Source organism: Halalkalibacter okhensis (genome assembly GCF_000787375.1).
Taxonomy (GTDB): Bacteria; Bacillota; Bacilli; order Bacillales; family Bacillaceae_D; genus Halalkalibacter; species Halalkalibacter okhensis.
In genome coordinates this window covers 42,355-57,230 of record NZ_JRJU01000011.1, presented here as the reverse complement: position 1 = coordinate 57,230, position 14,876 = coordinate 42,355, and the positions used below count along the sequence as shown (strand labels likewise).

Below are 14,876 nucleotides of genomic sequence, written 5' to 3'. Positions count from 1 at the left end.
ATTTATGCAAGCTCTTAATGATATTGACGTCGTGATTGTAGGAGCTGGATTAGCAGGTTTAACTGCAGCTCATGAATTAAAAAAAAGTGATGTATCTTTCATTATTTTGGAAGCCCGAAGTCGGGCGGGCGGGAGAATTTTTAGCACAATGACTGAAGACAATCTTCCTATAGATTTAGGAGCACAATGGATTGGCTCAGGTCAAAAAAGAATGATGCGGCTTGCTTCTGAGTATAAACTTCAATTAACCCCAACTTTTCAAATAGGAAATACCCTTTTTAACTTGAGAAGGAAACAGAAAAAAACGAAAGGGAGCGTGCCTAGCTTATCTCCTGTTGCGATGCTCGAAGTAAAGAAGTTAAAAAAGAAGTTAAACAAAGTGAGTAAGCAAATTCCAGCTAATGCCCCTTGGGATTCAAAGGTTGCTAAACAGTTAGATAAAATGACTTTAGAGGAATTTATACTAAAGCATTCACACTCAAACGTAGCTTCGGCCTATATTAGGCTGATTATAGAAGAACTGCTCTGTGCAAAATTATATGAAATATCTGCTCTTGACTTCTGCTGGTGTATCAAATCTGCGGGCACTCTAGAGCAGTTGTTATCCGCAGAGAGTTATTGGTTTAAAGACGGTGCTGAGAAGGTGGTCGATCAACTCATAGAGCCTCTTAAGACAATGATTTATTTTGAACATCCTGTCCATCATATTATTTATGAAGAGAAGGGGGCGGTTGTATTTGCAGGCAAGCAGTCATGGAAAACTTCCAAAGTAATTATTACAGTCCCACCTAATTTAGTTACCAAAATAGACTTTGATCCTCCTCTTCCGTCAGATCGAATACAACTGTGTGAACGATCCGGTTTTCCTTCTGTTATCAAATTAATTTATGTTTATGATCGACCTTTTTGGAGGGAGTTAGGATTAAATGGAACGGCTTATAGTGATGAACCACCAGTTAATTTGACCATTGATAGTTCACCTGTAGATAAATACAAGGGGATTTTAACGGTACTAATTGGGAGTAATTCCGCTAGAGAGATAGCTAGGCTGGAGCACGGATTACGGCATGATTTAGTGAAGGGTGCGTTAGTTCGGCTCTTTGGCAAGGAAGCAGCATTCCCTCTTGAGGTGTTTGAGAAAGATTGGACTGCGGACATCTGGACTCGTGGAGGATATGGGACTCATTTTTCAACAGGAGTGATTAGTCAATTCGGTCCTTCTCTTATCCAGCCAGTTGGACCCATTCATTGGGCGGGAACGGAAACAGCTTCTGAGTGGAGAATGTATATGGAAGGCGCTGTTCAGTCGGGAGAAAGAGTAAGTAATGAGGTCGTTCGTAGTTTGAAAAAATAGTGGTATGACTGGGCATTGTAATAGAAAATTCATCTTTTACAGTGCCCTTGTATGAGTTGAATATAATGTTGACATACTGTAGTAAGTAAAACATTTATATCAAGATGGAAGTCTAGAAAAGGCAAAAGGAGAAGCAAATGACTATACTTGCAGGATCGAAATATGAAATATCGAAGAACATTCAACCGAACTTTAATTCAGCTGAGTATCTAACAGTTTTACGCCAAGGCGATAGTAGCGTGCAGTTTACCTTAGGTGAGGGAAAAGGTCATGGATCTATGCCACTTGATCATATGAAACTTTTACTAAAAAAGAATGAATTACGGTACATTCCTACTAAGCAAACCTTTTTAAAAGAAGAAAATGGGAAAGCGCAAATAAGTTAAATAATTCAAAAAAGGAGTTATCCCGGGTGAAAGCAGCTCTTGGGGATGACTCCTATATTAATAGGTCATCAATGATAAAAAAATGTTCTTTATGACGAAGCTTAAAAGTGTACTCGAAAGAAAACCAAGGTTCTTTATACCTTTTGAAATAATCCTGTCGACAGCAATGCTTCAATAGCTTCTTCTGATTCGTTGCTGTTATGAACTTCTAGCTCAATTTCTTGGTTTGGCTTTAAGGCAATAGCGAGCAAACCTAATAAGCTTTTTGCATCAACCTCCCAGTGATCTTTTTTAATGAGAATGGTTTCAGGAAACTCACTGGCTTTGTTCACAATCTGACTAGCCGTCTCCGCCAAAATAGGTTGTAATATCTTTACTCGCATGGTGCCCACTCCCTTTTTTATCAGATGAAAAAAGTAACAATTAACTATTGATAATATATTATTAAACTAATAAAAAATGCCAAAAAGCGTTTAAACATCGTGAGAGAAAAAATGACGTGGCGTATGAGATAGGAATATCTTTAAAAAGAAATGATAAATGAATACAAAAGGTTCCACCCTTTTGCTTTTGAATTTTGGTAAAATAAAATTAATTTTAATTTTAAATAGGGGGAACCAATGGAGAATCAAGAACGCAAATCAATAAAGTTAATCGCAATTGATATGGACGGCACTTTATTAAATGATCGTCACGAAATTTCTTCTGAAAACCGGAAAGCGATAAAAGAAGCTGAGGAAAAAGGAGTACATGTCGTTATCAGTACAGGCAGAACAAGAATGACATGTGATGACTTAGTCAATTCTCTGTCTCTTCAATCGTATTTAATTACGGTAAATGGAAGTGAAATTTGGGATGAGAATGGCGAACTAGTTGAAAGAAAATTACTCGAAACATCTTACATAGATCAAATGTGGAATTTAAAACAAACACATCAAACATTTTGTTGGGCCGCAACTGTTGATCATGTATGGAGAGATTCTTTTCCAGAGGATTTTTCTCAACATGAATGGATGAAATTTGGGTTTGATATTAAAGATGATCAAGTAAGAAAGATCATTCTTGATGAACTCTCAAGTAATCCTAATCTAGAAATTACAAATTCGAGTCCTACAAATTTGGAAATTAACGCAGCAGGTGTCAATAAAGCTAGAGCAATAGAGAAGGTTTGTAACCGAATCGGGATTACCATGGAGAATGTTCTAGCATTGGGTGATAGCTTAAACGACTTAGCAATGATTAAGCAAGCTGGAATAGGTGTAGCCATGGGAAATGCGCAACCAACTGTCAAAGAATCTGCTGATTGGATCACGGCGACTAATGTAGAAGATGGTGTAGCACAAGCAATAAGAAAATGGGTGTTATAAAAGAGGAGCTGTAATTTAGGCACTGAACAAGGGGTTGTGCCTTTATGGTACCTTCATAATAGGTTTGCTCTTTTCATTTCGCTGTATTTATAAAGATTGTTGCTGTGAAGGAATGGTCTTTCTGGTAGTGAAATGGAGCATAATGGAACGAACATGTGGAGAACTTGTACCAAAAAACAATTAAGTACGCGAAAACAGCAAACCGAGCAAGAATAGTAGATTACGATGCGTATAAATAAACGAAAATCTTTAAGAATAAGTAGCCCCAATGGCTAGATCACACTATTGGGGCTTGAGCATTATTTATAAACTTTTACATTAACTTCTTGTACACCCCAGTTAATAGCATCTTGCTTATTTGGGATAAATAGATCAATCTTGTTTCCTTTTATAGCCCCGCCAGTATCACCAGCTACAGCATGTCCATAACCTTCAACATAGACTTCTGAACCTAACGGGATGACAGATGGATCAACAGAAATCACTTTTTTATCTGGATTATCCAGTAAGTTTAATCCTGTTGCCGTAATTCCAGAGCAACCGTTGCATGATGCCGTGTAAGCTGTTGCAGTCACAGTTAGCTCTTTAGCGATATCTTCGTTAGAATCTGATTGTTCAGATTCAGCAGGTGCTTCAGTCTTCTCTGTTTGTTCCTTTACTGGAGTTGCTTCAGCCTCGTTTGAACCACTTGATGATCCATTTACATTAAGGACATCACCAGCAACGATCAGATTAGGGTCAGCTATCTGATTCCACTCTTGTAACTTTGTTGTGGTTACTCCGTCAAATTTTCGAGCAATTGAAAAAAGTGTGTCTCCTTTTTGAATGGTGTATTGCCCTTTATCGTTAGAGGACGTTGACTCTTTTTCCTTCTTCTCTGGACGAGAAACGTCTAGTCGGTCTCCTGGAAAGATGAGATTACTAGAAAGGTTATTCCATTCTTTTAGTTCTTCTAATTGAATATTATTGTTATTGGCAATTGACCAGAGCGTATCTCCCTTATTAACGGTTACCTCTTGCGCAGAAGCGTTTATCCCAAAACCTAAAGTACCAACAAGTGCAGCGGCTGTTACTAATGAAACGATGTTTTTTCGCATAAATAGAATACCTCCAAAATTCATTATGTAACTTACTGAACTGATTCTATCATGAATTTGCTAGAGACAAAGAACAGGCTAATAACAATTAGATTACGATTGTAACAGAGGTGTGGGAAAGTATGGACAAGTTTGGTGATTTGGTGAGTCAGCTGAATGAAGAAGAGAGAGGAGAGAGCTATGGCAATTTAGAAATGACAAGTCATTTACCTTTGAACCCTCTTTAGAGCGAAAATACCTTTTCTTTCCTAAGATTGTGGTAAAATAAATCTGCAATTGATGGTAAAAAACTTCTCTATGAGAGGGAATGATTATGGAACAAGCAAAAATACTGATTGTTGAGGATGAAGTGAATATTGCTCGAGTCATTCAGCTTGAACTTGAACATGAAGGGTATCAAACAGTCATTGTGGAAAATGGAGGAGCTGCCATAGAAAAGATGGAGGATGCTTCATAGTCACTAGTGTTACTTGATGTTATGCTTCCTGTTCTAAGTGGAATAGAAGTGTTACGTAGAATGCGAGCAGGTGGAAATCAAACACCTGTCATTTTACTTACTGCCCGTGACACGATAGTCGATAAGGTAATGGGACTAGATCAAGGAGCAAATGATTATATAACGAAACCGTTTGAAATTGAGGAGTTATTAGCTCGAATTCGAGCATGCTTACGAGTTCATTTTGCTGGTTCAGCACAGCATTCAACGGGACTTACGTTAGCAGATTTGTCTATAAATGAACAAACTCGAGAAGTGAGCAGGGGAAGTTTAGGCATCGAATTGACTCCACGTGAATTTGAGCTTCTGATTTATTTGATAAAGCACAAGAAGCAAGTGTTAAATCGTGAACAAATTTTAGAGCATGTGTGGGGATTTGATTACTTTGGTGATACAAATGTTGTGGATGTATATATTCGATATCTACGGCAAAAGGTTGATAAGCCATTTGCTAAATCGCTTATCCATACTGTTCGTGGTGTAGGGTATGTCATGAAAGAACCGAAATCATGAGTATATCACATAGAATCACATGGTTTTCAACTGTATGGTTATTTTTGTTATTGCTCATTGTAAACGGAGGAATCTACCTTTTATTTGAGCATTTAACAAGAGAAGCCGAATTAACACGTGTATCAGTCCAGGCAGAATCGATCGCGGAAGTAATCAGGCCAGATCGTGGCTTAACAGCAGGGCAAACAGAGTTACTTGCTGCTTACGTACCTGGTGATGGGATGATTAGAATTATTAGAGAAGATGGCAGTGAAGCAACAACCATAACGAAAGACCCTACGCTACGTGCTATACCAAGAATGTTTTCAAAGGCGCAAGAAAAGGAGCAAATCATTCATAATGGCGAGCGTTTGGCGATCGCTCGTTTTCCTTTAATTTGGAATGATGGATCCGTTGTTACGTTAGAATATACTGAGCGGATGGATACATTTGAATCGACGTTGACCATTCTCCGAATCGTACTAATCGTAGCATCATTGCTTGTTATTATCCCTGCTTTTCTTGCTGGTCGTTCATTAAGTCGGGTATTAGTCAGGCCGATTCAATCGTTAATTAACACGATGGAGGGGATTCAAAAAAGCGGAACTTTTCAACGGATCGATGTGTCAGAAAAGTCCAAAGATGAACTCGATCAAATGGGACGGACGTTCAATCGGATGATTGAGTTACTAGAGTCTAATTATGAAAAGCAACAAAAGTTTGTCTCAGATGCCTCTCATGAATTAAAAACGCCATTAACGGTTATTGAAAGTTACGCTCGCTTATTGAAACGATGGGGGATGTCTGATCCAGATCGGTTGAAGGAGGCCGTGGAGGCTATTTATGATGAATCACAACGAATGAAGAGTTTAACAAAGCAAATGCTGTCTTTAGCAACTGGGGAACCAGATAAAACAGTTGAATTAGAAAAAGTTGACCTTACAAAAGCAACGACTGAAACAGCCAGAAAGCTCGCGCAAGCCTATGAGAGAGAGATTCTTGTTGATGCACAAGCCAGCTACACGGTTTTAGCGGATGATACAAGAATGAAACAACTGTTATTTATTTTGCTAGAAAATGGACTGAAATATAGTAGTGATTCCTTGAAGATTGTTCTTTCGCATATTCCTAGTTATGTGAAGCTTGAAGTTAGTGATAAAGGAATAGGTATACCTGAAGAGAGCTTGCCCCATGTATTTGAACGTTTCTTTCGAGTGGATCAAGCGCGGAGTCGCCAAACAGGCGGAACTGGTCTTGGGTTAGCTATAGCGAAGTCGATAGTGGAAGCTCATGGGGGTGAAATCTCTGTGATGAGCAAAGAAAATGTTGGTTCAACGTTTGTTGTATTGCTACCAGATATGCACTTTGACAAAAGGCGGGGGGAAGATTCTTGACGAAGACATGGATAAGTCGTTTTCTCATTGGTTTTGCCATTGTGATTGCGATGATTGTTGCCATTTCATTTCTGCAACCTGCACAAGCTACTTTAGGTGAAGATGAAATAAGAGAAGGAATTATTGAACAGTATGGTGGATCAATCCACTCCTTTAACAAAGCAGAACAATTTGGTCAATCGGTTTATAAGATCGAATTGGTAAATGATGGTCGGCTCTATGAGGTCATTGTCGATCCATATAATGGAGATATTCTATCTCTTGTTCTTCAGTCTGGAAATATTGAATATGAGGAAACGGATTTAGAAGAGATAACAGAAAAAACGCTGCTCACTCAACGTGAAATAAAAGAGGTAATTGACTTTGAGCTTGATGATGATGTGGTTATCCTAGAAGTAGAACAACAGATACTAGATGGAGTTGCTGTATATGCCGTGGAAGTAAGGCAACAAAACGGAACCGGTGAGGTGGTCCTTAATGCATATAGTGGTGAAGTGCTTTTCTATGCTTTGGAGGATGAAGCGATAGAACATCCAAATCAAGAGCAGCAGCTAATCGGAGAGGAAGAGGCGATACGAATTGCACTTTCACATATTGATGGTACGGTAGATGATGTAGATCTTGAAGAGGAAAATGGAAAACTTATCTATGAAATCGAGATGGAACTAAAGGATGAAGACGTTGAAGTTGATGTGATTATTGATGCTATCACTGGTGAACTTATCACTATTATCTGGGAAGACTAGCGAGGGTGTCTCTAGAGGTCAAAAACAGACCTTATGAGACACCCCTGTTTTTGGTTAGATCGTCTTGGAGATTCTCATCAAATTCTCATTTTCCTCACCATGTACTTTCAGAAAGGATGGGTATCATGATAATTGAATAAGAAAGGAAGGAATGATAAACATGAAAAAGTGGCCAATTATTGTAACGAGTTTAGTTGTAGCCGGGGCAGCTACAATGGGGGTTGCTGCAGCAGATAAAGATCCGTCTGTTGCAAATGAATCAGAAATCGTCCTGGAGAAGGGAGTTGCTGAAGAAGCGAGTGAGCAGAGCCAAAAAAATGATAAACGGGCAAAGTTGACGAAAGAGCAAGCTATTTCAAAGGTGAAAGAGGTTCTTCCAGGTCAAATAAAAGAAATAGAACTGGATTCAGATGATGGGGAAGTAATTTATGAGGTTGAATTAAAATATGAAGGAAATGATTATGATTTTGAAGTAGATGCTTTTACAGGTGAGATTATTGAAATAGATGATGATTTATTAAAGACACCAATAGCTGAGGATATGAAGATTGATGTCGCTGAGGCTAAGAAAAGGGCGATAGAATCCGTCGGAGAAGGTAGCGTAAAAGAAATAGAGCTTGAAAAAAAATGGGGACAGTACGTATATGAAATAGAAGCAAAAATCAAAGGTGAAGATGGAGATATTTACGTAGATGCAATGTCAGGTGAGGTTCTATATATAGAGGATGATTTGCTTAAAATGATTTCAGCTAAGCAAGATTCAGTAACAGAGGTTGCAAAAAGGGATGGAGAGCGTCTGACTGCCCAAGAGGCAAGTAATATTGCGCTTAATTATGTTAAAGGTGGAACAGTTGAAGATTTAGATCTCGAATTTGAAAAGGGAAGACTTATTTATGAAATTGAGATTGAGAGAGAAAATGGAGAAGATGTGGATGTTGATATAGACGCGTATACAGGAGAAATTTTAGCTGTAGACTGGGATTAGTAAATAGATGAATGCTGTATAAAAGGTCAAATACGACCGTTTATACAGCATTTTTCGTTGTGCTAGAAGCAAGACAGTTCATCTAATTTTTGTTATAATCAGAGAAAGAAATTCCTTACAAAAAAGATTCATACGCCTTTACATCTATGAATATAGTGAATATAACTAGAAGTAAGTGCATAAATAATGGTGAAGTATTATTTAGATATATGTGCTAAGGAGGGTGAACAATGGACTATATTATATTTTGTGATCATTGTGGAATGCCCAAGCCGATTGTAGAGCACATCATGAGAGAATACTTTTGGATAGCTCAACAAGTATATTGCAATAATTGTGAAAAGCCTAATCAAATCCCTAAATACTTGCAGGAGTTATCACTAGAAATGCACAAAGAGCGCAATGATAAAAGCGATTAATCGGAAAAAATCTAGGACAAGCGCCTAGCCTGGGATGGGTAAGAGTCATTTGCTAGAAGGTGCCTTCGAAAAAGGAACTCAATCATTTACGATTGAGTTCCTTTTTTAATTAACTGGTTTCGATCAACTGATTGTGGAGGCTCCTCTAGCCAGTTGTTTTTTAACAAGATATCGAATCCATCTTTTGCATATAAGGCCACTTCAATAGATAGCTTCTGATAATGGCCGATTAAATCATATCGCATACTTGCAGTCGAAGCCGTTGAGTAATTTCCTTGACCAGTTGCGCTTAAAACACTTTTTAGAAACAGCATTAATTTGTCAGAGAATACACGAGTCGTAGAGTCCGTAACACCCACATCAGACGGAACTGGAGCTGGGACATTTGACTCTGTTAATAGCTTATGGAAGAGCTGTGCATGTTTTTCGCTTGTCTCTTTTCCTTTAAGAAAATAGTTTTTAATTTCTTTATTGTCCGTTGTTTGGGCAAAGCCCGTGCAAATCACTTTTCCAATGGAGTTTGTTTTTAGATTTTCAAATAGGTGCAGTATTTCAACTGCATTTAACGATCTTTTGTGAAATGGATTCAAACCACTTGAAAAATAGGCTTTTCCTTCAATAAATTCAACTTCATCTGGTTTTGTAATAGAAGGTGGTCTAACATATAAGCCTTTCTCTAAACTAACCTCAATTGTTTTGTTTAATAGTGTTGAGTATTCAACTAATACGGTTGAGAAAAGTCCCCTAATATCGCTTCTTGTAGAGGTTGCTTGTGCCAAACTGTATGCTGTTGTTCCAGCTTTTCCCATTGTTTCAATGAATAATAAAATCAAATCGTCTGTAAATAACTTTGGTGCATGTAAGTTAATATCAGCATCAGAGAATGCATAAGGAATTGGGAGAAGTTCGGAACGGAAAACGGATTGTATGTTACTTTTTACGTTTTCAATGAGAGTTAAACTTTTTTCAACGAGAAACTTGATGTCGTTGTCCTCGACGGTTAACTTGAAATATTTTAGGATCTGATTTGTCATACTGTTTTGTATGTACTGTGTCCAAAGCATCCCAATTTCTGAAGCTGTTAATATAGGTTTGTCCATAACGGCACCTCTTTATTTGAGTTTTCTAATTAATACCTTTCCCAAGAATAAGCAATAGTATGAGAATCGACGCAATGTCGATTTGAAAAGCAGCAAAGCCTTAAAGGGGAGTGTTGAACCTAATAAGGCTTTTCCTAAATATATTATCTTGCTTGGGAATTCTATCGGTTGAAATTAGTAAAGTCTGCATAATTGTTTATAAATATTTTTTCGGCGATCCAAAGATACTTGCTTTTTTTGGTTGCCTTCTATCATTGAAAGGATAATGTTCTGTTCGTTGCCAATAAAATATATTTTTCTTTCGTGGTCGTCTACTAATTCAAAAGCTTGTAAGCAATGAGTGGGATTTGACTTTGTAAGAGGTTTACGATGACAAAGTCCGCTGTTAACCGTATGGCGAAACCCATTGTACATAAAATAATGTAATATTTCATCAATAAAAGGGTCAAAAACTACGAAATCATGTTCGTCAACGGGGTGGTTAAGAAAATTAATCTTTAACTCAGTGTGTATGTGAATTTTTTGATTTCGAAAAGTAATAGGTGTATAGTGAGGCAACGCAAAAGAAAATGGAACGACTTTTTCTTCATTTGGTTTAATGAAGAGGGGGGCGGTGATTTTTCTTTCAAGAATGGACTCGGTCATTTCGTGTATTTCAGTCATATCATCATGGTTTCGTTGAAATTCAGTATCGACATGGATATACACCTCTGAAATCCGTTGTGGAACCTTTCCGCCTATTATATGGACCTCTCCATTTACTTCCTTCCCACGCTCAACTTCATTATTAAATAATATGGTATTTACTTTTGCAGAACCTATCCCCAATGATGATAGCCATTTCATTAGCATGATCAATCACTCCTTACCTTCCTTATTAATCCATTAAGTAGAACCATTGGCTCTATAATATATGCAAAAAGAAATAGAAGTTCTTGTGCTCAGGCGATGTAAAACCTGGCCTGTATTCTTAAGGATTCGACTACAAATTCATTGAAAGCTGCGCATTAGACGCTTGTTTTTATCATAGTTATCAAGACAAGCATGAAAAGGAAGGAGGAAGAAAGTGTTATATATACATGAAAATGGATGGTTGTTATTTGTTGTGTCTGAGGGGCTTACATGGGTATTAGTGTTTTTTTTCTTGCTTAGTCGTTATTGGTTACGCTTTGATCGATTAAGTCAAATGTGGTTGTTTTTTATAGTGGGTATTAATATTTTCCAAATATTATTAGGAGGAATCGATTTTTACTTTACAGGAGAGATTTCTTTCTTTCAAATCGTGATCGTCCTTTTTATTACATACGCTTGTACGTTAGGAAGCTCCGATTTTGCTCGGTTAGATCGTTTTATTAAGAGAAAGTTCGACAGGAGGAGTAAGAGACACAATCGCTCGGATACTCAAGTCGAATTAAAGGAAGAATTAACGTACCGGTGCTTGTTGTTACTGCTTCATACAAGCGCATTTGGAGTTATGCATATGATTTGGTTTGTGATTGATCGTTTTCATTATGAAAATTTTACCGATTTTACCTATTCGATTATAGGTAGCTGGTTTGGTCCAATTAATTATGATCTATTAGCTAGTCCACTTTATTTCATGCTTTCATATACATGGAGTATCGTTTTACTATTTGATCTTATGATTGTTTTTGGTTATATAGCATCCGTTTCTTTAGCAAACGGATGTAAAAGAGCTTTATAGTTTCATTGACAGTGATTGAACTTTTCTACTATAATAAGTCAGGTATGAATTTGCGAGATTCGTAGATAGCTTTTGACCAATGTTTACATGAACAAGGGTAAGAGAAATCAATAGTAATTTGCAAAGAATGATTATTAGACTAAATATAGATATGTGGTAGCTTAAGTAAGCACAATGTGAGTACAAAAGAGACTAACGATGAGATTTAATCACCGTTGGTCTCTTTAGTTTTGTTTTCAAACTATTCTAATAATGAGAAGTGAAAAAAGCATGGGGAGGACATCACAGTGAATAGATGGTTAGTCGTATTAGGAGCAGTGATTATTCAAATTAATTTAGGAGCCGTGTATGCATGGAGCTTATTTAATCAGCCATTAATGAGTAAGTTTGGTTGGGTGAGAGAAGATGTAGTTGTGACGTTTTCCATTACAATTGCAACCTTTGCGTTAGCAACCATTTTTGCTGGAAGACTTCAGGATAGGATTGGTCCAAGATGGGTTGCAACAATTGGAGGATGCTTGCTCGGTCTTGGGTTAATTCTAGCTAGCCAAGCAACAACGTTACTTCAATTGTATTTCTTTTATGGTGTCATTGGTGGAATTGGAATTGGGATGACATATGTATGCCCATTATCAGCATGTGTAAAGTGGTTTCCTGACAAAAGAGGTTTAATTAGTGGGGTAGCTGTTGCTGGTTTTGGACTAGGTGGATTAATTTTTAAACCTGTTATTGAGTGGCTAATTGTCGGTACAGGCGTTTCGTCAACATTTTTATATTTAGGATTTATATATATAATCTTAGTTGTAGGTGGAGCACAATTACTGAAAAATCCACCAGCAGAAAAAGGATCAAGAACTTCTTCTCATGCAATACCAGAATTAAGTAATAATTTTTCATCTAAACAAATGCTAGGAACATATCAATTTTATTTATTATGGTTTATGTTCTTGTTTGGGAGTATGTCTGGATTGATGGTTATTAGCTTTGCGGTTGATATTGGTGTTGATATTGTGAATTTAAATATGGAAAAAGCAGCTAATGCTGTTATGGTCATCGCGTTATTTAATGCAGCTGGACGAATTGTGTTAGGAAGAGTTTCAGACACGCTTGGTCGGATGAATACGTTAATGATCATTTATGGTCTTACAGCACTTATTATGTTTTATATGAGTACAGGGGCGATGAACTATACAACCTTTTTGATTTCTGTTTCATTAATAGGTTTTTGTTTCGGGGGCTTCTTGGCATTGTTTCCTTCGATTACAGCCGATTACTATGGTACGAGAAATATGGGAAGCAACTATGGTTTTATGTATCAAGCATACGGAATTTCTGCCTTTGCAGGTCCGATGATCGTAAAAGCGATTCCTTTAACCCAAGCGTTTTTGCTTTCCTCCTTATTTTGTGCGTTGGCTCTTGTCATGGCGAAATTAGTATCGGTTCCGAAAAAGAGAGTGGTTAGTGAAGTCGTTAAACAAGCGTCTTAATTTAGTAAGGCAAGGGAGGTTCTTCTCCCTTGCCTTTTATTATCTTTAATAGACGTAAGCAGAACCTACAATAACTAATAAAATGAAAAGCACCACGATTAATGTGAAGCTGTTTCCTGTAACGTGACTCATAAGTGAATTCCTCCTTTTGAGTTGGTACACTCATACCTTATGTCTAAAGACGTAATATGGGTGGGCTGGTGTCACGGATTTGAAAAGATTAGGTAAGTGCCTAGGTAGAGGTTTAACAATGTTTGAGGTTCGTTGTGGTATTCTGTAAAATCAAAGGCATATAGAAAAAAACAGAAAAAGGTGTATGTAATAGATGAAAACATTTATTGTAGTTGGTGCGGGTATTTTAGGTTCTGCAACTGCCTACCATCTTGTCAAGGCAGGAGCAAATGTAATGATAATCGATAGGGAGGATAATGGCAAAGGTACGGATGCTGCAGCTGGAATCGTTTGTCCATGGTTATCGCAGCGTCGTAATCAAGCGTGGTACCAATTAGCCAAAGGTGGTGCAAAATATTATCCAGACTTAATCAATCAATTAGAAGCAGATGGACAAACAGAGACAGGTTATGCAAAAGTTGGAGCGGTCAGCCTTCATACAGATGAAGCTAAATTAGATAAGATGGAAGAAAGAGTAAGAAAACGTCGTGAAGATGCACCTGAAATTGGAGAGATTACACGCTTGACTCCTGCTGAAACCAAAGCGCTCTTCCCGCCATTAGCTGATGAATATGGATCAGTTCATGTAAGTGGTGCCGCTCGTGTAAATGGGAGGGCATTATGTAATGCTCTAATAAATGCAGCCAAAAAACGTGGGGCTACCTATATTAAAGGGGATGCAAAGCTAATACATAAGGGAAGTCATGTGATAGGTGTTGAGGTTAACGACAAGAGCTATTATGCCGATCAAGTCATCGTTACAACGGGTGCTTGGGCAAATGAACTATGTAAACCATTAGGAATAGATTTTTTAATTGAGCCGCAAAAAGCGCAAATTGTTCACTTAGAATTACCTGAAACGAATACGGATAAATGGCCCGTTGTGATGCCGCCTACGAATCAGTACTTATTAGCGTTTGAAGGAAGCCGTGTTGTTGTCGGAGCAACGCATGAAGATAATGTTGGTTACGATACGCGTGTGACAGTTAGAGGTATGCATGAAATTTTTGATAAGGCGCTAATGGTCGCGCCAGGACTAGCAAATAGTACGGTGCTTGAAACAAAGGTAGGTTTCAGACCAGTTGCACCTGGTTTCCTCCCTGTTATTGGAGCTATTCCAAACTTTCAAGGGATATTGGTTGCGAATGGCTTAGGTGCATCTGGGTTAACAGTCGGCCCGTATGTCGGTGCTGAACTTGCGAAACTTGCTCTTGGGGAAGAAACCAATATTGACCTTAAACTGTATGATGTTGGCGGGGCAATCCATATTAATGAAGATGTTTGAAATAAGGAAAGTTGGTCTGAGTAAGAGAGCTCTCTGCTACCCGAAAAGCGGGGTAAAAGGAAAAGTAGGTAACCAGAAGGGCGATCTGCTGCCCGAAAGACGAAGGAAAAGGAAAAGTAGGTAACCAGAAGGGCGATCTGCTGCCCGAAAGACGAAGGAAAAGGAAAAGTAGGTAACCAGAAGGGCGATCTGCTGCCCGAAAGACGAAGGAAAAGGAAAAGTAGGTAACCAGAAGGGCAATCTGCTGCCCAAAAAGGTAAAAAAATAGGTAATCAGACTGCAAATAGAGGGCACTAAAACGGGGAAATCCAGCTTAGTGTCCTTCTTCTTTATCTGCTTTGTTATTGTTCTAGCCACTGCTCAGCTGTTGTACTTATTAAACTTTAAATATG

At 38.0% G+C, this 14,876-nt stretch carries 15 protein-coding genes and 1 pseudogene; 11 read left to right on the top strand and 5 right to left on the bottom strand.

What is annotated here, in order from left to right; genetic code table 11:
• Window positions 1-4: 4 nt before the first annotated feature.
• Entirely contained in the window at window positions 5-1,354 is a 1,350-nt protein-coding gene (locus LQ50_RS09960; RefSeq protein WP_034628753.1) for a flavin monoamine oxidase family protein, read from the top strand.
• A gap of 137 nt (window positions 1,355-1,491) precedes the next feature.
• Complete coding sequence (locus LQ50_RS09955) at window positions 1,492-1,740, top strand: hypothetical protein (protein ID WP_034628751.1); 249 nt, start codon at window positions 1,492-1,494, stop codon at window positions 1,738-1,740.
• 134 nt (window positions 1,741-1,874) lie between these two features.
• On the opposite strand, the gene LQ50_RS09950 is transcribed toward LQ50_RS09955, so the two are convergent.
• Entirely contained in the window at window positions 1,875-2,123 is a 249-nt protein-coding gene (locus LQ50_RS09950) for an HPr family phosphocarrier protein (RefSeq protein WP_034628749.1), read from the bottom strand.
• A 237-nt stretch (window positions 2,124-2,360) separates the two neighbouring features.
• Here LQ50_RS09950 and LQ50_RS09945 point away from each other — a divergent pair, with 237 nt between their 5' ends.
• Window positions 2,361-3,107: a Cof-type HAD-IIB family hydrolase gene (locus LQ50_RS09945; RefSeq protein ID WP_034628747.1), complete on the top strand. Its 747-nt coding sequence runs from the start codon at window positions 2,361-2,363 to the stop codon at window positions 3,105-3,107.
• 299 nt (window positions 3,108-3,406) lie between these two features.
• Here LQ50_RS09945 and LQ50_RS09940 read toward each other — a convergent pair whose 3' ends face one another.
• Window positions 3,407-4,204 carry a LysM peptidoglycan-binding and 3D domain-containing protein gene (locus LQ50_RS09940; RefSeq protein WP_034628746.1) on the bottom strand — a complete coding sequence of 266 codons (798 nt, stop codon included), beginning with the start codon at window positions 4,202-4,204 and terminating at the stop codon, window positions 3,407-3,409.
• A 313-nt stretch (window positions 4,205-4,517) separates the two neighbouring features.
• On the opposite strand from LQ50_RS09940, the pseudogene LQ50_RS09935 reads away from it, so the two are divergent.
• The 5 genes and pseudogenes from LQ50_RS09935 (at window position 4,518) to LQ50_RS09915 (ending at window position 8,736) form a co-directional block, all read left to right on the top strand.
• Window positions 4,518-5,213: pseudogene (locus LQ50_RS09935) on the top strand (response regulator transcription factor).
• Window positions 5,210-6,586, top strand: a complete 1,377-nt coding sequence (locus LQ50_RS09930) for a sensor histidine kinase (protein ID WP_034628744.1) — start codon at window positions 5,210-5,212, stop codon at window positions 6,584-6,586. The pseudogene LQ50_RS09935 and the gene LQ50_RS09930 overlap by 4 nt, the downstream one beginning before the upstream one ends.
• Entirely contained in the window at window positions 6,583-7,332 is a 750-nt protein-coding gene (locus LQ50_RS09925; RefSeq protein ID WP_034628742.1) for a PepSY domain-containing protein, read from the top strand. Before LQ50_RS09930 ends, LQ50_RS09925 begins: the two co-directional genes overlap by 4 nt.
• Before the next feature lie 160 nt (window positions 7,333-7,492).
• Window positions 7,493-8,317: a PepSY domain-containing protein gene (locus LQ50_RS24310; RefSeq protein WP_052144683.1), complete on the top strand. Its 825-nt coding sequence runs from the start codon at window positions 7,493-7,495 to the stop codon at window positions 8,315-8,317.
• A gap of 230 nt (window positions 8,318-8,547) precedes the next feature.
• Window positions 8,548-8,736 (top strand): hypothetical protein, encoded by a 189-nt coding sequence (locus LQ50_RS09915; protein WP_034628740.1) that lies wholly within the window; start codon window positions 8,548-8,550, stop codon window positions 8,734-8,736.
• An 86-nt stretch (window positions 8,737-8,822) separates the two neighbouring features.
• Here the strand turns inward: LQ50_RS09915 and LQ50_RS09910 are convergent, their stop codons facing one another.
• Window positions 8,823-9,836, bottom strand: a complete 1,014-nt coding sequence (locus tag LQ50_RS09910; RefSeq protein ID WP_034628738.1) for a DUF3231 family protein — start codon at window positions 9,834-9,836, stop codon at window positions 8,823-8,825.
• 174 nt (window positions 9,837-10,010) lie between these two features.
• On the bottom strand, window positions 10,011-10,688 hold the full coding sequence (locus LQ50_RS24305) for a sporulation protein (protein WP_052144682.1): 678 nt from the start codon (window positions 10,686-10,688) through the stop codon (window positions 10,011-10,013).
• Between the two features lie 214 nt (window positions 10,689-10,902).
• On the opposite strand from LQ50_RS24305, the gene LQ50_RS09900 reads away from it, so the two are divergent.
• Both LQ50_RS09900 and LQ50_RS09895 read left to right on the top strand, forming a co-directional pair.
• The gene (locus tag LQ50_RS09900; RefSeq protein WP_034628736.1) at window positions 10,903-11,541 is read left to right on the top strand and encodes a hypothetical protein; all 639 of its coding nucleotides are present in this window, start codon (window positions 10,903-10,905) and stop codon (window positions 11,539-11,541) included.
• Between the two features lie 287 nt (window positions 11,542-11,828).
• Window positions 11,829-13,028, top strand: coding sequence for an L-lactate MFS transporter (locus LQ50_RS09895; protein WP_034628735.1), 1,200 nt, complete (start codon window positions 11,829-11,831; stop codon window positions 13,026-13,028).
• A 45-nt stretch (window positions 13,029-13,073) separates the two neighbouring features.
• On the opposite strand, the gene LQ50_RS24915 is transcribed toward LQ50_RS09895, so the two are convergent.
• Window positions 13,074-13,160 (bottom strand): YjcZ family sporulation protein, encoded by an 87-nt coding sequence (locus LQ50_RS24915; RefSeq protein WP_084138705.1) that lies wholly within the window; start codon window positions 13,158-13,160, stop codon window positions 13,074-13,076.
• A gap of 193 nt (window positions 13,161-13,353) precedes the next feature.
• Between LQ50_RS24915 and LQ50_RS09890 the strand changes: the two genes are divergently transcribed.
• Complete coding sequence (locus LQ50_RS09890) at window positions 13,354-14,484, top strand: NAD(P)/FAD-dependent oxidoreductase (RefSeq protein ID WP_034628733.1); 1,131 nt, start codon at window positions 13,354-13,356, stop codon at window positions 14,482-14,484.
• Window positions 14,485-14,876 lie beyond the last annotated feature (392 nt).

Bases quoted from the DNA above. Each gene is read 5' to 3' on its own strand.
- LQ50_RS24915 (WP_084138705.1), bottom strand. From the start codon at position 13,160: ATGAGTCACGTTACAGGAAACAGCTTCACATTAATCGTGGTGCTTTTC.
- LQ50_RS09915 (WP_034628740.1), top strand. From the start codon at position 8,548: ATGGACTATATTATATTTTGTGATCATTGTGGAATGCCCAAGCCGATT.
- LQ50_RS24310 (WP_052144683.1), top strand. From the start codon at position 7,493: ATGAAAAAGTGGCCAATTATTGTAACGAGTTTAGTTGTAGCCGGGGCA.
- LQ50_RS09940 (WP_034628746.1), bottom strand. From the start codon at position 4,204: ATGCGAAAAAACATCGTTTCATTAGTAACAGCCGCTGCACTTGTTGGT.
- LQ50_RS09945 (WP_034628747.1), top strand. From the start codon at position 2,361: ATGGAGAATCAAGAACGCAAATCAATAAAGTTAATCGCAATTGATATG.
- LQ50_RS09960 (WP_034628753.1), top strand. From the start codon at position 5: ATGCAAGCTCTTAATGATATTGACGTCGTGATTGTAGGAGCTGGATTA.
- LQ50_RS09930 (WP_034628744.1), top strand. From the start codon at position 5,210: ATGAGTATATCACATAGAATCACATGGTTTTCAACTGTATGGTTATTT.
- LQ50_RS24305 (WP_052144682.1), bottom strand. From the start codon at position 10,688: ATGCTAATGAAATGGCTATCATCATTGGGGATAGGTTCTGCAAAAGTA.
- LQ50_RS09910 (WP_034628738.1), bottom strand. From the start codon at position 9,836: ATGGACAAACCTATATTAACAGCTTCAGAAATTGGGATGCTTTGGACA.
- LQ50_RS09950 (WP_034628749.1), bottom strand. From the start codon at position 2,123: ATGCGAGTAAAGATATTACAACCTATTTTGGCGGAGACGGCTAGTCAG.
- LQ50_RS09955 (WP_034628751.1), top strand. From the start codon at position 1,492: ATGACTATACTTGCAGGATCGAAATATGAAATATCGAAGAACATTCAA.
- LQ50_RS09890 (WP_034628733.1), top strand. From the start codon at position 13,354: ATGAAAACATTTATTGTAGTTGGTGCGGGTATTTTAGGTTCTGCAACT.